Genomic DNA, 22,822 nt, shown 5'->3' with positions numbered 1-22,822 from the left:
CCGGCACCCACGGTTTACGCCGGCGCCTGGCTCAGGGAGGCCGCCTCCGGGCGGCCTCCCTTTTCGCCCTGCTGCGGGAGTGAAACCCGGAACGTCGTGCCGGCTCCGAGCACGCTGCTAAAGGTCAGCGTGCCTCCGTGCGCCTCGGCAATCGACTTGCTGATCGCCAACCCCAACCCCAGCCCCGGGATGGCAGCTTGCCGGACAGAACTGGTACGGAAGAACTTGGTGAAGACTTCTGCCTGGTCGGCCTCGGACATGCCCATCCCGGTGTCGCTGACCTCCAGCACGGCTGCGCCGTCGTCTTCAAATGTACGGACGGTGACACGGCCGCCGTCGGGCGAATACTTGATGGCATTGGAGAGCAGGTTGTCCAGCACCTGCCCCATTCGGGTGGGATCGATCTCGGCGACCAGCCCCTCGGCGGCGTCGATCACCAATTCCACGCCCGCGTGTTCCGCCCTCGGCAGGGCCGAAGCGACGCTGCCGGACACGACGTCTGCCAAGGCCGTGCTGCGCGGTTCGATGCTCAGCGTCCCCGCCGCAGTGAAGAGCAGGTCTTCCACCAGTTGGAGCAGACGCTCGGAATTGCGCATGGCAATGGTGAGCGAATGACTGACCTGTGGCGGCAGTTGGTCGGCGTCCTCGAGCGCGAGATCCAAATAGCCCATGATGGAGGTCAACGGCGTGCGAAGCTCATGCGTGACGCTGGAGACGAACTCTTCCTTGGCGGTCAGTGCGTTGACTAGGTCGGTGACGTCACTGAAGGCCATGACGGTTCCGTCGAACCGCCCGGCATCGTCTTGCATGGGCCGCGCCGTGCACAACATGGCCCGCTGGCTCTCACCGGCACCGATCCACACCAAGACGTCCGAGAAGGTCTCACCGCGAACGGCACGGCGGATGGGCCGGTCGTCCAGGGCGAAGGGCGTGGTCCGGTCGGCTTCGAAGACCAGCAGGTCGGCCTCATCCGGATTATCGATCCCCTGAGGCATGGCCACCGAGCGGTCCCGCTGCTGTTGTACGTTGCTCAAGATGTCTTGGCCGTCGGCATCGGTGACGAGGACGCCCACGGCGACGGCGTTCAAGACGGTATCCAGCCGGCGCACGTGAACTTTGCTGTCTTCCAGTAAGGCCCGCAGTTCGCGGTCTTTGTGAGCCAGCTTTTGCTGTTGCGCCGTCGAGCTCAAAGCGAAAACGGACGCTGTGATGGACACCGTCAAGGTCACGATCGGGACCAGGATCGGACCGACCAGAGCTTCAGCCGTCATCGGTTCCGGTCCGGCGAACACCGGGATCCAGATGATCAGCAGCGGGGCAACGAAACTGATCAAACGTGCGGCGGCGGGAGCGATCTCCGACCACGCCATCCAGAAAACCGGGAAGACGGCCAGCAGGCTGATCCCGGAAAGCTCCGTCCCGCTGCCCTGGCGGAGGAACCCGATGGCGACGAAATCCAGCAACGGAATAATCCAGTAGGAAGGATAGGGCAGCCGGTCCCACGGGACGACGGCACTCAGCACCCACAAGAGACCGATGCCGACGAGTCCAACGATGAAGTGCGTGTTGGACAGCAGGTCCGGGAAGAACACCGCAGCCAGGACAGCGGTCAGCGCCACAGTCAGGCAAAGCGGCAGATGGCTCAGCACCACGCGGGCGCGCAGGGATAGCTCGTGGAATTGCTGGCGGCCGATCAGCAATGACAACAGCGGGCTTGGTGCGGCAGACATGCTCGAAGATCCCCCTACTCCGGGCAGCCCATCTGCCGGCTGCTGTGCGGGCGCGGGCTGGCCATAACTGGTTCAGTATGGCATGTGCCTCCCTGCGGGTAGCGGAACCGTTCGGTGTGTGACGCGGCTCGCAAAGGCGGCGCCGAAACTAGCCGGCACCAACCCCGGATCAGCTGGTCGCGCGCGGGTCCTGCTGATACACATCCGGCACGCCGTCGTGGTCGGTATCTGCGGTTTCCAACTCCTCGACCTGGCGGTAGTGCCGGTTGCGGGCGCGCAGAAGCACGGCAGCCAGCAGGGCGGAGACCAGGGAACCGGCCAAAACGGCCACCTTCGCGTGGTCGTGGTGCGCGGAGCCGAGCGTGAAGCTCAGGTCGTTGACCAGCAAGGAAACGGTGAAGCCCACGCCGGCCAGCACCGCAACACCAAGCACGTCGATCCACTTCAGCGACGGATCCAGGCTGGCCTTGGTGGACTTTGTCAGCACCCAGGTGGTGAGCATGATGCCCAGCGGCTTGCCGATCACCAGTGCTGCGGCAATGCCGATGGCCACCGAGTCGGTGAAGGTGCGGCTGATGCCTTCCCAGCCGCCGAGGGCCACACCGGCAGCGAAGAAGGCGAAGACCGGCACCGCGAACCCGGTGGAGAGGGGCCGGAAGCGGTGTTCAAGTTGCTCGGCCAGCCCCGGGCCGGCGTCCGGGCCGCCGTGCTTCTTGCTGCGCAGCACCGGGACCATGAAGCCGAGCAGCACGCCCGCGACTGTCGCGTGTACCCCGGAGGAATGCATGAGGGCCCAGGTGACGATGCCGAGCGGAAGCAGGATGACCCAGGCGGCCAGATGGTGTTGGGCGAAGAACTTAGGGAACCTATGGGTCAGGAACGCGAAGGCGCCCAGCGGGAGCAGCATCCACAACAGGTAGGGCAGCTGCACATCGGACGAGTAGAAGAACGCGATGATGGCGATGGCAATCAGATCGTCCATCACGGCCAGGGTCAGGATGAAGATCCGCAGCGCGCTGGGCAGGTGCGAGCTGATCACGGCCAGGACAGCGACGGCGAAGGCGATGTCTGTGGCCGTCGGGATGGCCCAGCCGCGCAGGGCCTCAGGCCCGGCGCTCAGGTTCACGATGACGAAGACCAGGGCGGGCACCGCGACGCCGCCGAAGGCCGCGGCGATGGGGACTATGGCGCGGGCGGGGGAACGGAGGTCGCCCGCCACGAACTCGCGCTTGAGTTCCAGGCCGGTCAGGAAGAAGAAGATCGCCAGCAGACCGTCCGAAGCCCAGTGGCCGAGGCTCAGGTTCAGGTGCAGGGACTCGATGCCGATCTGGAAATCACGGATCGCGAAATAGCTGTCGGCTGCGGGGGAGTTGGCCCAGACGAGTGCCGCGACGGTTGCGACCAGCAGCAGGATCCCGCCGACCGTTTCCTTGCGCAACAGTTCACTGATCCGGAGGAACTCGGGATAGCTGCCGCGGCCGAGGATGGTCTTCTGGGCGGGAGGCGGAGGAGTGGCCATGCATGGCTCCTGACGGTTGGTCGCCCTTGAGGGCTCGTTCAATTACCCGACGACCAGACTTCCCGTCACACCGTAGGTCAGTTTACACGCCGGTGAACCGGTCAGCAGTGCGCACCGGCTTGGCCGCGGACCGCGAGGAGGCACGCTGCCGTCGAGATTCACGCCGTCGCGATTTAAATGCGCCGGGCGCGCAGCCAAGGGGGCAGATCCTGCCGTGCCCTTGGCTGCGCGCCCGGGAAAGCCTCAGTGTCTTCTTAGGCCTTGTGGTAGGTGTCGGCCCGCCCGATGATTTGCTTGGGAATGAAGAAGGCCAGCGTGAACAGGCCCAGGCCGATGGCGAATGCCGGAATGGCCCCGATAACCGGTTCCAAACTGAAGGCATACAGGGAACCGAAGAAGATCAGCATCATGATCACGAAGGTGATGAGATTGCTGACCAAATGTCCCTCGCCCGAATGGGTGCGCTGCTTGGGATGGGCTGCCATGGGGTGTTTCTCCTCAGTAGTGCGATGCGGCGTCAGTAGCCGCCGGCGGCTTGCTCACCCTTAACAATAGCCACTGATGAGCTGGCGCCAATTCGTGTTGCGCCGGCACGGAGCATGGCGCGCGCGTCGTCGATGGAGCGCACGCCGCCGGAAGCCTTGACGCCGAGGTGCGGCCCGACAGCATCCCGCATCAGCGCAATGTCCTCGGCGGTGGCCCCGCCGCCGCTGAAGCCGGTGGAGGTTTTGACGAAGTCGGCGCCGGCCTCGGCTGCGGCTTCGCATACCATCCGCTTTTGCTCGTCGGAGAGCAGATGGGTTTCCAGAATGACCTTGAGGATGGCGCCGCCGGCATGGACGGCTTCGGCCACCGCTGCTATGTCAGCCAGCACCGTGTCGCGGTCGTTCGCGCGGGCGGCGGCGATGTTGATCACCATGTCGATCTCGTCGGCGCCGTCCAGGTTGGCACCGCGGGCCTCGTAAACTTTCACATCGGTTGGCGTGGCACCGAACGGGAAGCCGATGACGGAACAGGTCTTGACGCCGGAACCCTTGAGTGTGCTGTGCACCAGGGCGGTCCACAGGGGGTTCACGCAGACTGCGGCGAAGCGGTATTGCATCGCCTCCTCGCAGACGGTGAGGATGTCCTCGCGGGAAGCTTCGGGCTTCAGCAGGGTATGGTCGATGACCGAAGCGATCGACGTCGGGTCGTGATAGGTCTCGCTCGGCGCGGATCCGGGTGTGCTGTCTTCAGACATGGCCATCCCTTTCGTCTGCTGGGTCCAGGAACATCCATCCTTGCATATTGTCTTCGGGGACGGCGGGGCGGACGGGTCCGGTTCTTGCGGGGCTCACTGAGGCGGAGCCGTGCCACCGATTGTTGAGTCCTCGTTCAGCGGAGCAAGCGCACTGACCCACGGGAAGGCCACCTCCATCAGAAAGAGGACTGCTGCGGCAATCAGCAGAACCGCAAGCAGGGTCCGCACCCACAGGGGGCCGGGCAGGCTGCGGAAAATCCATGCATACATTGGTCAGTTATCCCTTCGAGCTCTGTTTGACCACGGCCGCAATCTCGTCCGGTGGGCCGGCGCTGCCCGGCTGCCAGGATTCCAGCACCGAGTAAGCAATAAACCGTTGCTGGTCGCCGTACCGCGGGTGGCAAGTTGTCATGGTCAGGAGGCGCTCGGTGGGCTTTGCCTCAGGTTCTTTGGGCACAGGCAACAGTACGTCGCTGCGGTCTGGGGTCACTATCTCGAAATCACGGAAAGCGTAGGTGTAGTACCCGTCGGTGGTTCGTACATATATCTTGTCTCCCCGTTCCAGTGTGTGGACCAGGTCCAGTACCTTGCCATGCGTCTGCCGGTGCCCGGCCACCGAAAAGTTCCCGGTGTCCCCGGGCATGGCGCTGTCCGGGTACATGCCCAGGCCCAGCGAGTCCAGCACCAAGTCGCTGACGCCCGCGGACAACGGCACGGAGTAGTCCTCACCGAAGCGTGGGATGTAGACGATGCCAAAGGATTCACCGTCAGCAGGCCGCTTGCCGACTACAGGTTCGGTGTCCGTGTGCGCTTCCTGCGTCTCGGCCGGCTTGGCGAACTCCTGGGAGAGGCTCTCGACGACGGCGGTCTGGGCTCCTCGGGCCTCGAGGTTGGTCCACCACAGCTGCCACACCACGAACAGCAACAGGATTGCCGCGGCAGTCATCAGGAGTTCGCCAACGACATGGAGGGCTGTCCGGAGAGGAGACTGGCGGCGCCGTCGGTACCGTTTGCCGACCGGAGCGCTCTCCTCCGCCGTGGTGGTTAGATCATGGGCCATATTGATAGACAGTATCAGCGCCGGAGGCCCTCTTAGTCAGTGCGTCCCGCCCGTCGGATGGCCGTGTTGTTCGGCCTCGCGTCGGTGTTCCTCGAGTTTGTCCTCGGCGTCCTTCCGCCGGCGGGCGATGGCGCGCTCGTCGTCCGCCGGGAGGTGTTCCTCCGAGGCCCGATGTTCCGGCTTGTCGTCGGGGCTGGGGTGCCTGTCCCGCGAAGCTGGGGAATAGTCCTCTTCGATGACCATGGCAGCATGGTCCCACAGTCGTGCGGGGCGCAAAAGGGTGCTATTCCACCAGTCCGAGGGCGCCACGGATGTCCGCCTTGATGCCTTCCAGCAGTTGGGTGGCCTCGGCGCGCACCGTCGGCAACTGCTCGGCGGATTCGACCGGCCGGACCACTTCCAGATAGCACTTGAGCTTGGGCTCGGTACCGCTGGGCCGGATGATCACACGGGTGCCGTCCTCGGTAAGGAACAGCATCCCGTCGGTGGGCGGCAGGGCTTCGCTGCCCAGGGACAAGTCCGTGTGGGCCGCCACCGGTGACCCGGCGAATGACGACGGCGGCTGCTCACGGAGCCGGTCCATCATGGTCGGAATCAGGACCAGATTGTCCACCCGGACGCTGAGCTGGTCGGTGGCGTGCAGACCATACCGCAAGGCCAACTCGTCGAGGGCATCGAAGAGGGTGCGGCCAGACGCCTGCAGGTCGGCGGCGAGCTCCGCAAGCAGCAGGGCAGCGGACATGCCGTCCTTGTCGCGGACCAGATGCGGTGCCACACAGTAGCCCAGGGCTTCCTCGTAGCCATAGACCAATCCAGGGACGCGGGAAATCCACTTGAAGCCGGTGAGGGTCTCCATGTGGTCCATGCCCGCACCAGCCGCGATCTTGCCCAGCAACCGGGACGAGACGATGGAATTGGCGAAGACCGGGCTGCGGCCGGCTGTGTCGTTTTCCGGCGCCAACTGGTTCTGGCCGGCGATGCGTGCGGCCATGTGCGCGCCGAGCAGGGCGCCGACCTCGTCGCCCCGAAGCATCCGCCAAGCGCCGGTCGACGGATCTTTGGCTGCCAGGGCGGCGCGGTCGGCGTCGGGGTCATTGGCAATGACCAGATCGGCACCGACTTCCGCCGCGGTCTCCAAGGCCAGATCGATGGCTCCGGCTTCCTCCGGATTGGGGAAGGCCACGGTCGGGAAATCCGGATCCGGATCCGCCTGCGCCGCCACCATCGTGACGTCTGTGAATCCAGCCTGCTCAAGGACGGCCCGCATGGTGGCCCCGCCCACCCCGTGCATGGGGGTGAGCACGATCTTCAGTTCCCGCTCGGGGAACAGCCGAGGGTTGGCCAGGGCGGTCACGGCCGCGGTGTAGTCGCCGGCGATCGCGTCGGGCAGGACCGTCCAGCCGTCCTCGGCCAGACGGATTGATTCCAGCTCCGGGGTGTAGTCGATCCGGGCGGCAATCTCGGCGTCGTAGGGTGCCACAATCTGGGCGCCGCGTCCGCCTTCGTCCACTGCACGTCCGCCCAAGTAGACCTTGTAGCCGTTGTCGTTGGCGGGGTTGTGGCTGGCGGTGACCATCACGCCCGCTTCGCAGCCCAGTGCCCGGACCGCGTACGCCAGCACCGGCGTGGGCAGGGCCGACGGCATGAGGAAGGTTTCGATGCCTGCGGCAGTGAAGACGGCAGCGGATTCGGCGGCAAAGACATCAGAATTCCGGCGTGCGTCGAAGCCGACCACGGCGCGCGGGGTGTACGCGCCGTCGGCGGTGTCCAGCAGGAACCGGGCCAGGCCGGCCGCGGTCCGGCGCACCACCACCCGGTTCATCCGGAACGGACCTGCACCCAGGGCGGCCCGCAGTCCCGCCGTACCGAAGGCGAGGGTGCCGGAGAAGCGGTCAGCGAGTTCGGTCCGGGCCGCTGCCGCCTCCGGGCCACCGCCGTCCGCAGCTGTTACCAGGTCCTGCAATTCCTGCCGGGTCTGCGGGTCGGGGTCGGTCCCCAGCCAGGCTGCGGCAGCGGCCATGAGCTCGTCGGTTGTCGCGGTCATCTCGCCCCCGTTCACAGCTTGGCGACAATGCCGGCCAGCAACCGGGAGATCCGCGGCCCGGCGGCCTGTCCCGCCTCGATGACCTCGGCGTGGCTGAGCGGTGTGGCGCTGATGCCGGCTGCCAGGTTGGTCACCAGCGAAATGCCGAATACTTCCATGCCTGCGTGGCGGGCGGCGATGGACTCCAGCGCCGTGGACATGCCGACCAGATCGGCACCGATCCGCTTGGCGTACTGCACTTCCGCCGGCGTCTCGTAGTGGGGGCCGGTGAACTGTGCGTACACACCTTCGTCCAGGCTGGGGTCGACCTCCCGGGCTAAAGCACGGAGCCGCGCCGAATAAAGATCCGTCAGGTCAACGAAGGTAGCCCCTTCCAGTGGTGACGCGGCGGTGAGGTTGATGTGGTCGCTGATCAGCACCGGCGTACCCGGTGCCCAAGCAGGGTTGAGACCGCCGCAACCGTTGGTCACGACCAGGGTTTTGCAGCCGGCCGCCGCGGCGGTGCGGACACCGTGGACAACGGCCCGCACACCCTTGCCCTCGTAGTAGTGGGTGCGGGCTCCGAGCACTAGAACACGTTTGCCGTCCGGGGTGAGGACGGACCGGATGGTGCCCACATGGCCCTCGACGGCGGGGGCGGAGAACCCTGGGATGTCTGCGGCCGGAATCGTATGCGTGGTGGCGCCGATGAGGTCGGCGGCTTCGCCCCAGCCGGAGCCGAGCACCAGCGCCACATCATGGCTGTCAACACCGGTCTGCTGCGCGAGGAAAGCGGCCGCCTCGGCTGCCAGTTCAAAGGGATCTGTAGTCACAGCACTTAACCTACCCGGTGCCCAACGGCTGCTGAAAGCAGAAGGCACGGCACCGCCGTCGTCGGCGTAAGCATTCCTGAAGCCCACGGCCGGCCGCAAAGCAGCGGCCGCGCCGCCGCCGGCCGCCGTGCAGGTTGAGGCCGTGGGGGGCATGCGACACAATGAAGGGCGTGACTAGCCAAATAGATTTCAGTGCCCCGCGTCTAGCGATCCTGGGCGGGGGCCCCGGCGGGTATGAGGCGGCCATGGTGGCCAATTCGCTCGGCGCCAAGGTGACGATCATCGAGCGGCAAGGGCTCGGCGGCTCGGCCGTGTTGACCGACGTGGTCCCGTCCAAGACCCTGATCGCCACCGCGGATGCGATGCGGCGGGTGGCCAGTGCCCATGACCTGGGCGTTCGCTTTGATGAGCACTCGAAGGCTGCCTACGCCGATCTGCGTACCGTGAACGACCGGCTGCTCAAGCTGGCCGAAAGCCAGTCGGCGGACATCCATCACGGTCTGGAACGTGCCGGCGTGCGGGTCATTCTGGGCGAGGGCAAGCTCTCCGGGCCGAACACGATCGTTGTCACCACCGAATCCGGGACCGAGACGGTGGAAGCCGATGCCATCCTGCTGGCCACCGGAGCCACGCCGCGGGAACTGCCCACCGCCAAGCCCGACGGCGAACGGATCTTCAACTGGGCCCAGGTCTACAACCTGACCGAGATTCCCGAACACCTGATCGTCGTCGGATCGGGCGTGACCGGAGCGGAGTTCGCCTCCGCCTACCGGATGCTGGGCACCAGGGTCACCCTGGTCTCCTCGCGTGACCGGGTGCTGCCGGGCGAGGATGCGGACGCCGCCGCCGTGCTTGAGGACGTCTTCGCCCGCAGCGGGATGACGGTGCTTTCCAAGTCGCGCGCCGCGGGTGTGGAACGGACGGACGACGGCGTGCTGGTCACCCTGGCCGACGGGCGCGTGGTCGAGGGCTCGCATTGCCTGCTGGCCGTCGGCGGTGTGCCGAACACCGCCGGGATCGGGCTGGAAGATGCCGGCGTCGCTCTGACCGAGAGCGGCCACATCAAGGTGGACGGCGTCTCCCGCACCACGGCGTCAAACATCTACGCGGCCGGCGACTGCACCGGCGTCTTGGCCTTGGCTTCCGTGGCCGCCATGCAGGGCCGGATCGCCGTGGCGCACCTGCTGGGCGACTACGTCAAGCCGTTGAAGCTCACTCAGGTGGCGTCCAATATCTTCACCAGTCCGGAAATCGCCACGGTCGGTGTCACCGAGGAAGATGTTGCCTCCGGCCGGTACCAGGGCGACATCATCAAACTCTCGCTGAATACCAACGCGCGGGCCAAGATGATGAATGTCTCCGACGGCTTCGTCAAGATCATTGCCCGCCGCGGCTCCGGCACGGTGATCGGGGGAGTTGTGGTGGCCCCGCGGGCCTCCGAACTGATCTTCCCGATCGCGCTGGCCGTCACGCAGAAGCTGCACGTGGACGACGTCGCCAACACCTTCACGGTGTACCCGTCGCTGACCGGCTCGATTTCCGAGGCCGCACGGCGCCTGCACGTCCATCTCTAGGTAGCAGACTTCCGCCGTCATTCCGGCTTTAAGTGACCGATTTGTCTGACTATGCGACTACAATCACCAATAAGTAGTGATTGAAACGTTGAACCATAGAAGATCAGTTGGGGGACAAGGAATGAGCGAGCAGCGAACTGCCGTCATTGTGGAGGACGACCTGGACATCAGGGAGCTGATCTCCACAGTGCTCTCCAGCTCCGGATTCACGGTTCATACTGCGTCCTCCGGCATGGAAGGCGTCGCCGCGATCAAGCGCCACAACCCGGACGTCGTCACCCTTGATCTCGGACTGCCGGACATCGACGGCTTCGAAGTCGCCCGTCAGGTGCGGCGCTTCAGCGACACCTACATCATCATGCTGACGGCGCGGGCCGAAGAGCTGGACACCTTGTTGGGCTTGGAAACCGGTGCCGATGATTACCTGACCAAGCCGTTCCGCCCGAGGGAACTCCGCGCCCGGATCACCGCTATGTTGCGGCGCCCACGCGCCACCAAGGATAACGACGGCGGTGCAGCCGTGAGCGGGGCGACGCCCTCTGCTGGGGCGGGAGCACCGACCACCGCCGCCTTCCCGGAAGCCGTCCTGCAAGGTGCCGGGATGGGCGGCGGCGGGCAATCCGGCCTGCAGCTGTCGCCGTCCGACGGCGCACCGGTTCCGGCCGCTGCCGGAGGGGGTACGGCGCTTGCGGTCGCTGCCGAGGACACCGTCGAGCCACTCCTTGCCGCGGCGGTCCCGCCCGCTGACGGGGTGCTGGAGCACAACGGGATTGTGGTGGACCGCCGTTCGCGTACGGTCATCCGGTCCGGACGCGAACTGGACCTGACCCGCAGCGAATTCGACCTGCTCTACGCCTTGATGGAGAGCGGACGCGTGGTGCGGACGAAGGCTGATCTGGTTCGACGCTTGCGCAACGAGCCGTACAACACCGGCGGCTATATTTCAGACTCCGACGAGCGCACCATTGAAGTGCACATGGCCAACCTCCGCCGTAAGCTCGGCGACGACACCAAGGCCCCCCGCTGGATCAAGACCGTCCGCGGCGTGGGCTATAGCCTGGCGCCGAAGCGGTAACCATTTACGCCAGCTGGTAGCTGCGCAACTGTGCCGTCGTCGACATCCCACAGGCGCGCAACTCGTCCAGCAGCGTGGCAGCTGCATCGAACAACTGTCCGTGGACCAGCCCTTCCAGATGCTCTGCCAGCCGGCCAAGCCGCCCTGCCCCCACCATGCTGCTGGAGATCTTCAAGCTGAGAATGGCATCCATGGCGTCGTCGGCGTCGCGTGCCAGCACCGCACCAGACACCCTGCCGTAGCGGTGATCCCACAGCTCCACATAGTTGGTGATGAAGCGTCGGCGCATACTGCCGTCGTGGTCGCCAAGATCCGTCGCCAGTTTCTCCAGCACGGAGTCCAACACCAGCGGAACCTCGGCTGCAACGGCGGTCATGCCGTCTCCCCAGAGCCGGAAGCGGAGTGGCGCCCGGAATCGAGCATGGGCGGTACTCCTTCCAACTGGTTGCGGTATCGAACTACCTCTTATCGTAGGCGACGGCCGAGTCCAACCTGGGCGAGCGCGCTCAACCTTGGTAACTCTTGAGCAGCAATTGTGCGGGCCTGTGTGTTAGCGGCGGATTGATCGACACTTCAGGTGCTCACCGGACGGTTCTCGAGGTGGTCTGCTCCGCCCGGCAGCGGGGGGCTGCACCCGTCCGGACGAACCAAAACTGAGCGAATCTTTCGGATACCTCATGCCGATCTTAGGAAGCGTCGGCCATAGTTGCGTCATGGGTCACAGGCTGACAAGGCTTGGGCCTGGTCTCCGCAAGGCCACCATCCGCTGGGAACAGCTTCCCAGCACCTTGTGCATCGTCCGGAGGGAGTGCTCCGGCGGCACAAGGTGCTGGGGCTGCTGGTTTCTATTTCCTCAGCCCGGCCCGCCGCAGGGCCTCGGCCATGGCCGTGTTCACGGACGCTCCGGTACCGGTCTGACGGTCACCATTTCCGCTGGGCTTCTTGCCGTCGCGGCGACCGGGCCTGCCCCCAGCCGAGCCGGTCCGTGAGCCTTCCTTGACGCTGCGGACACTTCCGGGACGGCCCGACTGGCCAGAACCCGGCCGGCGCGGCTCCCCAGCGGGAGCTTCGTCGTCCAGCCGGAGGGTCAGCGAGATCCGCTTCCGCTCCGGGTCGGCTTCCAAGACCTTGACCTTCACCACCTGGCCGGATTTGACCACGTCGTGCGGATTCGAGACGAACTTGTCCGACATTGCGGAAATGTGGACCAACCCGTCCTGATGGACGCCTACATCCACGAAGGCGCCGAAAGCTGCGACGTTGGTCACGGTGCCTTCCAGCACCATGCCCGGTGTAAGGTCTGAAATCTTTTCCACGCCGTCGGTGAATGTCGCGGTAGTGAAATGGGGTCGTGGATCGCGTCCCGGCTTTTCCAACTCGGAGATGATGTCCACCACCGTCGGGAGGCCGAAGTTTTCGTCCACGAACTGCTGGGGATCCGGTACGGCCAGGGACTGGCCGCCTCGTGCCGCGGCCGCGGCGGTGGTGCCGGCGGCGGCAAGGATCTTGCGGGCAACGCCGTACGCTTCCGGGTGCACGCTGGAAGCGTCCAACGGCTCGGCCCCGCCGGTAATGCGCAGGAAGCCGGCGCACTGCTCGAAGGCTTTCTCACCCAGCCGCGGAACCTTTTTGAGTTCGGCGCGCTTGGCGAACGGGCCGTTGGCGTTGCGGTAGGCAACGATGTTCTCGCTCAACTGCGTGCCGAGACCGGCCACCCGGGACAGGAGCGACGGCGACGCAGTATTCAAGTCCACGCCGACTGCATTGACACAGTCTTCGACCACAGCGTTGAGGGAACGCTCCAGCTTGGTGGCGGTGACATCGTGCTGGTACTGACCGACGCCGATCGACTTGGGATCGATCTTGACCAACTCGGCCAGCGGGTCCTGCAAACGGCGGGCGATCGAGACAGCGCCGCGCAAGGAGACATCCAGTTCGGGCAGTTCCGCGGAGGCCAGTGCCGAGGCAGAATACACGGATGCGCCGGCCTCCGAGACCACAAGCTTCTGCAGCTTGCGCGTGGGACCCATCAGCTTGATCAGCTCGGTGGCCAGCTTGTCCGTCTCCCGTGAGGCGGTGCCGTTGCCAATGGCGACGAGCTCCACGGCATGCTTGCCGGCCAGCCGCGCCAGCGAGGCCAAAGACTCATCCCATTTCTTGGCAGGAGCGTGCGGGTAGATGGTGTCGGTGGCCACCACTTTGCCGGTTCCGTCGACGACGGCGACCTTCACGCCGGTGCGCAGCCCGGGATCCAGCCCCAAGGTGGCCCGGTTTCCGGCCGGTGCCGCCAGCAGCACGTCCCGGAGATTGGCGGCGAAGACCCGGACAGCCTCGTCTTCGGCTGCGGTGAACAGCCGCACGCGAAGGTCGATGGCCAGCTTCACCAGGATCCGGCGCCACCCCAGCTGCGCGGTCTGCATCAGCCAGCGGTCGGCGCGCCGACCGTGATCCGCCACGCCCATTCGCGACGCGACTGCGTTCTCAAACCGGGCGCGCGCCTGCGCGTAGTCGGCGGCATCCGCGGGGTTGCCCTCGCTGATATCCAGGTTCAGCACGCCTTCCTTCTCGCCGCGCAGCAGGGCCAGCACGCGGTGCGAGGGAAGGCCGGCGGGGTCCTGGGCGAAATCGAAGTAGTCGGCAAACTTTTGCCCGGTGTCCTCTTGGCCCTCGCGGACTTCGGCCCGGACCAGGCCCTGCTTCCACAGCCGTTCCCGCAGTTCCGACACCAGATCGGCATCCTGGCTGACCTGCTCCACCAGGATGGCGCGGGCGCCGGCCAGGGCGTCCGCCGGCTCGTTGATGGCGTGCTCGGGATTGAGGAATTGCGCCGCAGCGGCCAGGGGATCCTGCGACGGATCCGCCAGCAGGCCAACGGCCAGCGGCTCCAACCCGGCCTCGCGGGCGATCTGTGCCTTCGTCCGCCGCTTGGACTTGTAGGGCAGGTAAATGTCCTCGAGCCGGGCTTTGGTGTCCGCAGCGTTGACGGCGGCTTCCAGCTCAGCGGTCAGTTTGCCTTGGCCGGCAATGGCCTCCAGCACAGCACGACGGCGGTCTTCCAGTTCCCGTAGATAGCGCAGCCGCTCTTCGAGATCTCGCAGTTGGGCGTCGTCCAGCGTTCCGGTGGCTTCCTTGCGGTAGCGGGCGATGAACGGGACGGTGGCACCGCCGTCGAGCATTTCCACTGCTGCTTTGACCTGCCACATATTGACTCCCAGCTCCTGGGCGAGCTGGGCATAGATCCGCGCAGCAAGGGCGGCCGGATCCAGAGGAGGCAGAGTCGTAGGTTGGGCGGGCTGTGCAACTGCGGATGTTTCGGTCACCGATCCATTGTGCCGCATGGGCTGGCTGCTTCAGGTGCCGGGATAGTAGTGGGCGTAGTCGTCGTAGGGGTCGCGCCAACTGGATTCGTCCCGGTGAATGCGCCGAACCTTGCCGGCGGGAACCCACGCAGTCCGGGCAGAACCCGTTGCGTCGATCCACTTCAGCTGCACGCTGGTCCGGTCCCACGAGACTGCCTTGGCGTCAAGTAGCGTGCCATCCAGTTTCACCCGCACGTACGGCTCACGGCAGTAGGGTGCACGCACGGTCCGTGGGCGGTGTGCAAGGGCACCCAGGCCACGGCCACCCTCGGTCCTGGCGTAGCTGCTGGCGGTAACCACGTCGACTTTGTTCATGGCGGCAAGAATGTCAGCCGGGACGGACATTATGTCCGGCAGGATAGATCGTCCGTCTGCATCACGCCGGGCCGATGCTCAGTATGCTGTCTGTGTGCATGGCGCGCGGGCGCGACGGGTGGAAAAGAAGAGTCCGGCGTGGAAGCGACCATGGGGGAAGGGGCGGCTGGGCATGCTTCATGTCATCGGGGCGGCGGCAGGGCGCACTGTGGCCGCTGTCTTTCGGGTGCTCAAGAGGCTGCGGCCGGTGCGGCCCATTCATTCCATCGGACTTCAGCTTGACGGGCAGTTGGTGCGGCGGGGGTCGGACACTGCAAGCGGCATACCGTGGCTGGATGAATCAGGGACCAACGACGTTGTTGCGCGGCTGTCACGGTCGGTGGGACTGCCGCCGCGGTGTCCGGATATTATCGGCTTGGCACTGCGGGTCAACGTCGACGGTGAAAAGGCGGATATTCTGCTGGCTTCTACCGGCGCCTCGCGGATTGGCCGGTTCCTCCTCGTGCCCCGGCGAAACCTGGCGACGGGGGCAATGACAACATTGATGCCGTACCGGGGAGCACACGGCCCGGTCCAGCTAGCCGCGCGCACGCTCCGGCCTCGCGTGCTGCTTCCGGCGGATCCGGCCGGATTCCGCCGGGCGTTGGGCAGCGGGGAATGGATCCTGGGCCTGTACCACGCCCGGGCGTGGGGGCAATGGCGACAGTTCGCTACATTGACATTGCGGCCTGGGAGCAACGGACAGGATACGGCCATCCGGTTCGATCCGATCCTGCATCGGCTTCCGGATACCGATATGTATGCGTGGCTCGAGCAGATGCGTGAGCCGTCCTACGCAGTGTCCCGACGGCCGCTGCATCACTAGCCGGCCTATGTCGATTCATCAGCTCGGCGCAGCTGGCCTTGCCCTCGTGTCTGCGATCCAGCTCCTGATCAGCCGGGCGGCAGAGTCTGGGTCCTCCTCGTGCCACCAGTGGCCGCCATCCACTTCGATGACCTTCAGCACGGTCACCCACTGTTCAAGCCCATCCACTAAGCGCGGCGAAAGGAACGGATCCCGGATGGGGACTATCACCTGCACGGGCATCCGGCAGTCGACCGACGGTGCCTGCCGGCGGTGCCAGTTCGCCCGGTACAGGCTGAGGCCGCGGGCGCCGTTGTCGCCGATGCTCCGGCCGCTGAGTTGCTCGTAGCGGCGGGTCAACAGCTTTCGCCAAGCGAGTTCCGGAAGGACCGGCAGCTGGAACCCGACAACGTAGGAGCTTCGAATGGCCTGTTTGAGTGCCTGTGGCCACAGCGCGGGCCGGCGCGCTCGGTGGCGGAACCAGCGGTGAAGGTGGCCCAAATCCGGCCCCGAGATGCTCGTGAAACTCAGGATTCGGCCCTCTGCACGGGCGTCCTGGACTGCCGCCCAACCCTGGATCGACCCCCAATCGTGGCCCACCAGATGCACTGCCCCGGCGCCGGAGGCATCAATCACAGCGAAAAGGTCATCCACTAGGACGGGAAGCCGGAAGGAACTGCGGTGGTAAGAGTCGGTCCGTGAGGCGCCTGCATTTCGGGTGTCATAGGCGATGACGTGGCAATCGGCGCTTAGCTTGGCAGACACGGCAGCGAAGACGGAGTGATCATCCGGGTAGCCGTGGATAAGCAGGACGGTTGGCACCCCGGCACCCGGCGGCGGACCCGAAGTGTAGACGGACAAGGTCGCGCCCGGCCGCACTACCGTCCGGGACCGTTCTTCGGCCATGATCCCTCCCTCGGCAAGCGCGGTCCGGTTTGGCCCAGATGACGGCGTGCGCCTCCGGTCCGCGCTGTGGTCGGCACAACAGCAAACACCGTTCCACGATTCCCCGCCTACGGCCGGCGTGCACGAGCGTGGATTCTGTGACCTACGGCTCGTTATCACAGGTGTCCATATTTTGAAATGGATGTCCGAATTGCGGACTCGTTGGCATAGAATCTATCCGATATTCATCCGAGCGAAAGCCATCATTCAATGTCCACACCAGCACCAGTCACCAAGGGGGCGCCGGCTGCGCCGGTGAACTCCCGCGGCCGCGTTATCGTCGCCAGTCTCGTTGGTACCTCCATCGAGTTCTATGACTTCTATGTCTATGCCACCGCAGCCGTGCTCGTCTTCCCCGCGCTGTTCTTCCCGAATGCCAGCGGCGCCGTCGCGCTATTAAGCTCGTTTGCGGTCTTCGGCGTGGCCTTCATCGCCCGCCCGCTCGGGTCGATTGTGTTCGGACACTTCGGTGACAAGTACGGCCGCAAGGGCACCTTGGTGGCTTCCCTGCTCACCATGGGCATCGCCACCTTCCTGATCGGCTGCCTGCCCACTGCCCAGGTGGATGGCTGGTCGTTCTGGGCTCCGGCACTGCTGGTAGTGATGCGCTTCGCCCAGGGCCTGGCCCTCGGCGGCGAATGGAGCGGCGCGGCGCTGCTGGCCACCGAGAACGCGCCGGCGAATAAGCGGGCCATCTACGGCACCTTCCCGCAGTTGGGAGCGCCGATCGGCTTCATCATCGCCAACTCGCTGTTCCTGTTGTTGAGCATCAACCTGACCAATGACCAGTTCATGGCCTGGGGCTGGCGTATTCCTTTCCTGGCCAGCGCCGTGATGGTGATCATCGGCCTGTGGGTCCGGCTGAAACTGGTGGAAACTCCGGCCTTCCAGAAGGTAGTGGACAAGGGCGAAGTGACCAAGCTGCCGCTGGGCCGGGTGTTCAAGACCAGCTGGCGCCAGCTGATCCTGGGTACGTTCATCATGCTGGCCACCTACGTGCTGTTTTATCTGATGACCACCTTCACGCTCTCCTACGGCACCGCTGCGACCAACGCGGAGGACGCAGCCGCCGCGGCCAAGGCCGCCGGAAAGCCGTTCGACCCGGACACTTTCGCCGCCGGTCTGGGCTATGCCCGCAATGACTTCCTGCTGATGCTGATCATCGGCGTCGTGTTCTTCGGAATCTTCACGCTGGTGGCTGGCCCGCTCGCCGAGAAGTACGGCCGGAGGAAGACCTTGATCTGGGTGTCCCTGGGCATTATGGCCTTCGGTTTCCTTTGGGTGCCGCTGTTCGGCGGCGGCTTTGCCGGCACCATGGCGCACCTGATCATCGGTTTCACCCTGATGGGCCTGACCTTCGGACCGATGGGGGCGATTCTGCCGGAGCTGTTCCCGACCAACGTGCGCTACACCGGCTCCGCCGTGGCCTATAACTTCTCGTCGATCCTCGGCGCTTCCGTGGCGCCGTTCATCGCTGTGGCGCTGTGGCAGGCCGCGGACGGGAGCACCTTCCTGGTTGGCCTGTACCTCAGTGCAGCTGCAGTGCTGACCCTGATCGCACTGCTGCTGAGCAAGGAAACCAAAGACATGGACTACGAGAACCAGTCGAGCTGACTGGTCCGCTGGACACACGGGAGGACTCGCGGCTGGTGCCGCGGGTCCTCCCGTGTTTTGTAAATAAGTGTCCTCCTCTGAGCCGTCGTCTCCGGGATCCGGCGCTTGGGGTGCCGGACCAGCAAAGCTATGGCCGTTGCTGCCGGCATCGTGCCTGGCCGGCATGGCCACTGGTCTGGAGATTGTCATGCCACCCTTGGGAAAACCTGCGGGAAACGCCGGCAGCGGGAGGGGCGGACGCGTTTGAGGCACAGCGGACGCGTTTGAGGCACAGACGAGAGGCGCAGGCAGGCACACAGCAAAGGCCCGCCGCCCCGTGGGGGACGGCGGGCCAGATGCCGCTGAAGGAGCAGTTCAAGCGGCCACAGTTAGACCGTGCTGCTCCTCCTGTTCGTGATGAAGCCCCAGATCACCAGCACGATCAGGGCTCCGATGATGGCCCAGATCCACGACGCGAGGCTGAAGAAATCGTTCATGTCGACACTCGCCACCATGCCGCCGATCCAGCCGCCCAAGAGGGCGCCGATGACGCCCAAGATCAGAGTGGCGATCCAGCCGCCGCCCTGCCGCCCGGGGAGGATCAGCTTAGCGATGGCTCCGGCGATCAGTCCAAGCAAGAGGAATGCTAGAAAACCCATGACGTGCATCTCCTTTACGTAGGTGATACTTCATTTCTCCCGGACAAGCCGGGCCCTGCTCCTTGTAAGCATCACGCTACAGCATAGACAGCCTGCTTATAAGTTCCCTTGCCCAGTTGGTACCTAAAACGTGACAGAACTACAACGGTTGATACAGTCCGCCCCGGAAAAACGCCTCTAGTCGGCGATGGTGGCCAGCACCGCACCGGCTGAAACCGTGTCCCCGGGCTTGGCGGAAAGCCCCGAAATCGTCCCGGCCTTGTGTGCCGTCAGCGGCTGTTCCATCTTCATCGCTTCGAGTACGACGACGAGGTCACCTTCTGCGACCGTGTCGCCTTCGCTGACGGCAACTTTGACAATGGTGCCCTGCATGGGCGAGGCCAGGCCGTCACCGCTCGCCGCCGCTCCCGCGGCCGCGCCGGAGCGCCCGCGGGTGCGCTTGGGCTTGCCGTTGGTCTTGGCGGCGGAGCCCGTGCCCGAGCCGAGGCCCGCAGGCAGCACGACTTCCAGCCGCTTGCCCCCGACCTCGACGGTTACGCGCTGGCGCTCACCGTCCTCGTCGGCTGAGGCGGCCGGAGTGGTCTGGAAGGCAGGAATGTCGTTGTGGAACTCGGTTTCGATCCAGCGGGTGTGGATGCTGAACGACCCGTCTTCCGGGGCGAACGCCGGGTCAGCCACGACGGCGCGGTGGAACGGCAGCACGGTAGGCATGCCGCCGATGTCCATCTCGTCCAGTGCCCGGCGTGCCCGCTCCAGGGCCTGGGTGCGGGTGCTGCCGGTGACGATGAGCTTGGCCAGCATGGAGTCAAAGTTTCCGCCGACAACTTCGCCTGCTTCGATGCCTGAATCAACCCGGACTCCGGGGCCGGTGGGAAGGCGCAGCGTCTCGACCACGCCAGGGGCCGGCATGAAATTGCGGCCGGCGTCTTCGCCGTTGATGCGGAATTCGAACGAGTGGCCACGCACTTCCGGATCCTCGTAGCCGAGCTCTTCGCCGCGGGCCAGGCGGAACTGTTCGCGGACCAGATCAATCCCGGTGACTTCTTCCGAGACCGGGTGCTCAACCTGCAATCGGGTGTTGACCTCCAGGAAAGAAATGGTGCCGTCCTGGCCGACCAAAAATTCGCACGTGCCGGCGCCCTGGTACTTGGCTTCGCGCAGGATGGCCTTGGAGGCTGCGTAGAGGCGTTGGTTTTGCTCGGCGGACAGGAAGGGCGCCGGAGCTTCCTCCACCAGTTTCTGGTTGCGCCGTTGCAGCGAGCAGTCGCGGGTGGACACCACCACCACGTTGCCGTGCGCATCGGCCAGGCACTGCGTTTCCACGTGGCGCGGAGCGTCCAGAAAGCGCTCCACGAAGCATTCGCCGCGGCCGAACGCCGCTGTGGCTTCGCGTACCGCTGATTCGTACGACTCGGCGATCGCTTGGCGGTCACGGACCACCTTGATGCCGCGGCCGCCGCCGCCGTACGCGGCCTTGATGGCCAGCGGCAGGCCATAGGTATCGGCGAAATCGAGCACTTCCTGCACGCTCGCCACCGGATCAGGCGTGCCGGGCACCAGGGGAGCGCCGACCCGTTCGGCGATGTGCCGTGCTTGGACCTTATCGCCCAGCTGGGAGATTGCGTCGGGGGAGGGGCCAATCCAAGTCAGGCCGGCGTCGATGACCCGCTGGGCGAACTCCGCGTTTTCGGACAGGAAGCCGTAGCCGGGGTGGACCGCGTCGGCGCCCGCGGCCTGGGCAACCTGCAGGAGCTTGTCCATCACCAGATAGGATTCGGCGGCAGTGTTCCCGCCGAGTGCGAAGGCTTCGTCTGCCAGCCGGACATGCAGGGCATCCCGGTCCGGATCGGCGTAGACAGCGACCGAGGCAATGCCTTCGTCGCGTGCCGCGCGAACTATGCGGACGGCAATTTCACCACGGTTGGCGATCAGTACCTTGGTGATGCGCTGGGTCATTCAAAGCTCCTTCTATCCTTGAGGAGCCTAGCCTGCTTTTGCGGGAATCGCTCATGAATAATGCCGTTTGTGCGTGTGTAAGGGGTGTTCTTTGTAGGAGTCCTACAAGAAAGGGCAGCGGGTGTTCCTCTCTTCCACCCGGCTGGTGGAGATCGGAACGCCCGCTGCCTTTGAGAACGTAAGCCCGCGGCCTACTTCACGGTGACCGTCTTAGTTGTGGTCTTGCCCGCAACCTGGGACGTACCGCCGTAGGTGACGGTGTACTTGTGCTTGCCCTTCTTCTGGTTCTTCAGCGTTACCTTGACCTGGCCGTTCTTGACCTTGGCATTCTTGGCGACGGTCTTGCTGCCGTCCTTGATGGTGACGGTGCCGGTCAGGTTCTTGAAGCCGGTGGCCGAGGCCTTGACAGTCAGGACCGCCGTCTTCGACTTCGTTGACGACGCCGAGACGCTCACCTTGGATGCCACCTTGGCCACTGATGCGGTAGAAGAGGTAGACGCATGGTTCACGTAACCTGTTGCGGACCGAGTGACCTTGACGCTGACCTTCTTGCCTGCATCAGCTGCGGTCAGCTTGTACTTCGATGCCGTTGCCTTGCTGATGGCCTTGCCGTCGCGGAGCCACTGGTAAGCCACCTTGGCCTTCACCGGCTTGCTGGCCGAGACCTTTGCCGTCAGCGTCGAGCCCACCTTCTTGGTTCCCGAAACGCTGGGCTTCGGGGCCGAGGTGAAGGCATAAGCCGTGGTTACGGACGCCGAGGTCTTGGCCGTTTCTGCATAACCGCTGGCCGTCCTCGTGACCCTGACACTGATCTTCTTGCCAGCGTCGGACTCGGTTAGCTTGTACGTCGACGACGTCGCCATGCTGATGGGCTCACCGTCGCGCAGCCACTGGTAGGTCGTCTTGGACGCAGCCGACTGGCTGGCCGAGGCCGTCGCGGACAACGTGGCGCCCAGCGTCTTCGAACCGCTGATTGTCGGCGTCGGAGCGCTGGGGAATGCGAAGGCGGTAGTGACGGCGGTCGAGGTCTTCGACGTTGTGGTGTAACCGTCGGCCTGGTAGTGGGCAGTGACGGAGAATTTCTTTCCGGCATCGTCGCTGACCAGTTTGTAGGTCGCACCGGTTGCCCCGGCGATTTTCGTGCCGTCGCGCAGCCACTGCCAGGTAACGGTGGTGGCTGCCGGTGTGGTCTTGCCCGGGTGCGCGGTCAGGGTCGATCCGAGATCCTTGGCACCGGTCACCGTGGGCACTGCCGTGTCGGTGAACGGTTTGTTGATGGTCCGTTCGGCCGAGGTCTTGGCGACGTCGGTGTAACCGTTGGCCTGGTAGGTGGCGGTGACGGAGATTTCCTTTCCGGCATCGTCGCTGACCAGTTTGTAGGTCGCCTGGGTTGCCCCGGGGATGGCGTTGCCGTCGCGCAGCCACTCCCAGACCACGGTGGTGGCTTCCGGGGTGGTCGCGCCCGGGGCAGCGGTCAGGGTTGAGCCCACATCGTTGGCACCGGTGACCGTCGGTGCTGCCGCGTCGGTGAACGGTTTGTTGATGGTCCGTTCGGCCGAGGCCTTGATGACGTCGGTGTAACCGTTGGCCTGGTAGGTGGCGGTGACGGAGATTTCCTTTCCGGCATCGTCGCTGACCAGTTTGTAGGTCGCCTGGGTTGCCCCGGGGATGGCCTTGCCCTCGCGCAGCCACTCCCAGACCACGGTGGTGGCTTCCGGGGTGGTCGCGCCCGGGACGGCGGTCAGGGTCGAGCCGACATCGTTGGAACCGGTCACCGTCGGTACTGCCGTGTCGGCAAAAGGTTTGTTGATGGTCCGTTCGGCCGAGGCCTTGATGACGTCGGTGTGGCCGGCGGCCTGGTAGGTGGCGGTGACGGAGATTGTCTTTCCGGCATCGTCGCTGACCAGTTTGTAGGTCGCCTGGGTTGCCCCGGGGATGGCCTTGCCCTCGCGCAGCCACTCCCAGACCACGGTGGTTGCTGCCGGTGTGGTCGCGCCCGCGACGGCGGTCAGGGTCGAGCCGACATCGTTGGAACCGGTCACCGTCGGTACTGCCGTGTCGGCAAAAGGTTTGTTGATGGTCCGTTCGGCCGAGGCC

General features: G+C 65.2%; 18 protein-coding genes and 1 pseudogene. 4 read left to right on the top strand and 15 right to left on the bottom strand.

The features are described 5' to 3' along the window. Window positions 1-14: 14 nt before the first annotated feature. The 8 genes from AC5RW2_RS33195 to AC5RW2_RS33160 all read right to left on the bottom strand — a co-directional run bounded on the left by AC5RW2_RS33195 (window position 15) and on the right by AC5RW2_RS33160 (window position 8,405). Window positions 15-1,730 (bottom strand): sensor histidine kinase, encoded by a 1,716-nt coding sequence (locus AC5RW2_RS33195; RefSeq protein ID WP_493963470.1) that lies wholly within the window; start codon window positions 1,728-1,730, stop codon window positions 15-17. Window positions 1,731-1,899: 169 nt separating this feature from the next. Then, on the bottom strand, window positions 1,900-3,249 hold the full coding sequence (gene nhaA, locus AC5RW2_RS33190) for a Na+/H+ antiporter NhaA (RefSeq protein ID WP_493950736.1): 1,350 nt from the start codon (window positions 3,247-3,249) through the stop codon (window positions 1,900-1,902). 254 nt (window positions 3,250-3,503) lie between these two features. Continuing rightward, the gene (locus tag AC5RW2_RS33185) at window positions 3,504-3,734 is read right to left on the bottom strand and encodes a hypothetical protein (RefSeq protein ID WP_493950735.1); all 231 of its coding nucleotides are present in this window, start codon (window positions 3,732-3,734) and stop codon (window positions 3,504-3,506) included. Between the two features lie 32 nt (window positions 3,735-3,766). Next, window positions 3,767-4,489, bottom strand: coding sequence for a deoxyribose-phosphate aldolase (deoC, locus tag AC5RW2_RS33180; protein WP_493941216.1), 723 nt, complete (start codon window positions 4,487-4,489; stop codon window positions 3,767-3,769). Between the two features lie 277 nt (window positions 4,490-4,766). Then, on the bottom strand, window positions 4,767-5,435 hold the full coding sequence (locus AC5RW2_RS33175; protein ID WP_493963471.1) for a class E sortase: 669 nt from the start codon (window positions 5,433-5,435) through the stop codon (window positions 4,767-4,769). Window positions 5,436-5,585: 150 nt separating this feature from the next. Then, complete coding sequence (locus AC5RW2_RS33170) at window positions 5,586-5,792, bottom strand: hypothetical protein (protein ID WP_493963472.1); 207 nt, start codon at window positions 5,790-5,792, stop codon at window positions 5,586-5,588. Between the two features lie 40 nt (window positions 5,793-5,832). Then, a complete protein-coding gene (locus AC5RW2_RS33165) occupies window positions 5,833-7,593 on the bottom strand; it encodes a phospho-sugar mutase (protein ID WP_493963473.1) in 1,761 nt (586 codons plus the stop codon). An 11-nt stretch (window positions 7,594-7,604) separates the two neighbouring features. Next, complete coding sequence (locus tag AC5RW2_RS33160) at window positions 7,605-8,405, bottom strand: purine-nucleoside phosphorylase (protein ID WP_493963474.1); 801 nt, start codon at window positions 8,403-8,405, stop codon at window positions 7,605-7,607. A gap of 170 nt (window positions 8,406-8,575) precedes the next feature. On the opposite strand from AC5RW2_RS33160, the gene AC5RW2_RS33155 reads away from it, so the two are divergent. Together AC5RW2_RS33155 and AC5RW2_RS33150 are read left to right on the top strand one after the other, a co-directional pair. Further along, entirely contained in the window at window positions 8,576-9,979 is a 1,404-nt protein-coding gene (locus tag AC5RW2_RS33155) for an NAD(P)H-quinone dehydrogenase (protein WP_493963475.1), read from the top strand. A 121-nt stretch (window positions 9,980-10,100) separates the two neighbouring features. Beyond that, window positions 10,101-11,054, top strand: coding sequence for a response regulator transcription factor (locus AC5RW2_RS33150; protein ID WP_493963476.1), 954 nt, complete (start codon window positions 10,101-10,103; stop codon window positions 11,052-11,054). A gap of 4 nt (window positions 11,055-11,058) precedes the next feature. On the opposite strand, the gene AC5RW2_RS33145 is transcribed toward AC5RW2_RS33150, so the two are convergent. The 3 genes from AC5RW2_RS33145 to AC5RW2_RS33135 all read right to left on the bottom strand — a co-directional run bounded on the left by AC5RW2_RS33145 (window position 11,059) and on the right by AC5RW2_RS33135 (window position 14,728). Continuing rightward, window positions 11,059-11,430 (bottom strand): Hpt domain-containing protein, encoded by a 372-nt coding sequence (locus AC5RW2_RS33145; RefSeq protein ID WP_493963477.1) that lies wholly within the window; start codon window positions 11,428-11,430, stop codon window positions 11,059-11,061. A gap of 469 nt (window positions 11,431-11,899) precedes the next feature. Then, entirely contained in the window at window positions 11,900-14,392 is a 2,493-nt protein-coding gene (locus AC5RW2_RS33140; RefSeq protein WP_493963478.1) for a Tex family protein, read from the bottom strand. A gap of 12 nt (window positions 14,393-14,404) precedes the next feature. Continuing rightward, window positions 14,405-14,728 carry a hypothetical protein gene (locus tag AC5RW2_RS33135; protein ID WP_493963479.1) on the bottom strand — a complete coding sequence of 108 codons (324 nt, stop codon included), beginning with the start codon at window positions 14,726-14,728 and terminating at the stop codon, window positions 14,405-14,407. 415 nt (window positions 14,729-15,143) lie between these two features. Between AC5RW2_RS33135 and AC5RW2_RS33130 the strand changes: the two genes are divergently transcribed. Further along, window positions 15,144-15,593 carry a hypothetical protein gene (locus tag AC5RW2_RS33130; RefSeq protein ID WP_493963480.1) on the top strand — a complete coding sequence of 150 codons (450 nt, stop codon included), beginning with the start codon at window positions 15,144-15,146 and terminating at the stop codon, window positions 15,591-15,593. A gap of 18 nt (window positions 15,594-15,611) precedes the next feature. Here AC5RW2_RS33130 and AC5RW2_RS33125 read toward each other — a convergent pair whose 3' ends face one another. Beyond that, window positions 15,612-16,478 (bottom strand): alpha/beta fold hydrolase, encoded by an 867-nt coding sequence (locus AC5RW2_RS33125; RefSeq protein ID WP_493963481.1) that lies wholly within the window; start codon window positions 16,476-16,478, stop codon window positions 15,612-15,614. A gap of 249 nt (window positions 16,479-16,727) precedes the next feature. Here AC5RW2_RS33125 and AC5RW2_RS33120 point away from each other — a divergent pair, with 249 nt between their 5' ends. Then, window positions 16,728-18,131, top strand: a complete 1,404-nt coding sequence (locus AC5RW2_RS33120) for an MFS transporter (protein WP_493950723.1) — start codon at window positions 16,728-16,730, stop codon at window positions 18,129-18,131. A gap of 368 nt (window positions 18,132-18,499) precedes the next feature. Here the strand turns inward: AC5RW2_RS33120 and AC5RW2_RS33115 are convergent, their stop codons facing one another. The 3 genes and pseudogenes from AC5RW2_RS33115 to AC5RW2_RS33105 all read right to left on the bottom strand — a co-directional run. Next, on the bottom strand, window positions 18,500-18,769 hold the full coding sequence (locus tag AC5RW2_RS33115; RefSeq protein WP_493941228.1) for a GlsB/YeaQ/YmgE family stress response membrane protein: 270 nt from the start codon (window positions 18,767-18,769) through the stop codon (window positions 18,500-18,502). Window positions 18,770-18,946: 177 nt separating this feature from the next. Further along, window positions 18,947-20,725 (bottom strand): acetyl/propionyl/methylcrotonyl-CoA carboxylase subunit alpha, encoded by a 1,779-nt coding sequence (locus AC5RW2_RS33110; RefSeq protein ID WP_493963482.1) that lies wholly within the window; start codon window positions 20,723-20,725, stop codon window positions 18,947-18,949. Between the two features lie 191 nt (window positions 20,726-20,916). Further along, a pseudogene (locus tag AC5RW2_RS33105) lies at window positions 20,917-22,822 on the bottom strand (hypothetical protein); the annotation flags it as partial.

This window comes from Arthrobacter sp. B0316-1-20 (genome assembly GCF_059091865.1).
Note: the sequence above shows the minus strand (reverse complement) of the source record. Positions and strands in the feature narration are given on the sequence as shown.

Excerpts from the sequence above, each read along its gene's own strand:
- AC5RW2_RS33115 (WP_493941228.1), bottom strand. The coding sequence starts at position 18,769 with ATGGGTTTTCTAGCATTCCTCTTGCTTGGACTGATCGCCGGAGCCATC.
- AC5RW2_RS33110 (WP_493963482.1), bottom strand. The coding sequence starts at position 20,725 with ATGACCCAGCGCATCACCAAGGTACTGATCGCCAACCGTGGTGAAATT.
- AC5RW2_RS33135 (WP_493963479.1), bottom strand. The coding sequence starts at position 14,728 with ATGAACAAAGTCGACGTGGTTACCGCCAGCAGCTACGCCAGGACCGAG.
- AC5RW2_RS33170 (WP_493963472.1), bottom strand. The coding sequence starts at position 5,792 with ATGGTCATCGAAGAGGACTATTCCCCAGCTTCGCGGGACAGGCACCCC.
- AC5RW2_RS33185 (WP_493950735.1), bottom strand. The coding sequence starts at position 3,734 with ATGGCAGCCCATCCCAAGCAGCGCACCCATTCGGGCGAGGGACATTTG.
- AC5RW2_RS33150 (WP_493963476.1), top strand. The coding sequence starts at position 10,101 with ATGAGCGAGCAGCGAACTGCCGTCATTGTGGAGGACGACCTGGACATC.
- nhaA (WP_493950736.1), bottom strand. The coding sequence starts at position 3,249 with ATGGCCACTCCTCCGCCTCCCGCCCAGAAGACCATCCTCGGCCGCGGC.
- deoC (WP_493941216.1), bottom strand. The coding sequence starts at position 4,489 with ATGTCTGAAGACAGCACACCCGGATCCGCGCCGAGCGAGACCTATCAC.
- AC5RW2_RS33120 (WP_493950723.1), top strand. The coding sequence starts at position 16,728 with ATGTCCACACCAGCACCAGTCACCAAGGGGGCGCCGGCTGCGCCGGTG.
- AC5RW2_RS33165 (WP_493963473.1), bottom strand. The coding sequence starts at position 7,593 with ATGACCGCGACAACCGACGAGCTCATGGCCGCTGCCGCAGCCTGGCTG.
- AC5RW2_RS33175 (WP_493963471.1), bottom strand. The coding sequence starts at position 5,435 with ATGACTGCCGCGGCAATCCTGTTGCTGTTCGTGGTGTGGCAGCTGTGG.
- AC5RW2_RS33125 (WP_493963481.1), bottom strand. The coding sequence starts at position 16,478 with ATGGCCGAAGAACGGTCCCGGACGGTAGTGCGGCCGGGCGCGACCTTG.
- AC5RW2_RS33140 (WP_493963478.1), bottom strand. The coding sequence starts at position 14,392 with ATGCGGCACAATGGATCGGTGACCGAAACATCCGCAGTTGCACAGCCC.
- AC5RW2_RS33145 (WP_493963477.1), bottom strand. The coding sequence starts at position 11,430 with ATGACCGCCGTTGCAGCCGAGGTTCCGCTGGTGTTGGACTCCGTGCTG.
- AC5RW2_RS33195 (WP_493963470.1), bottom strand. The coding sequence starts at position 1,730 with ATGTCTGCCGCACCAAGCCCGCTGTTGTCATTGCTGATCGGCCGCCAG.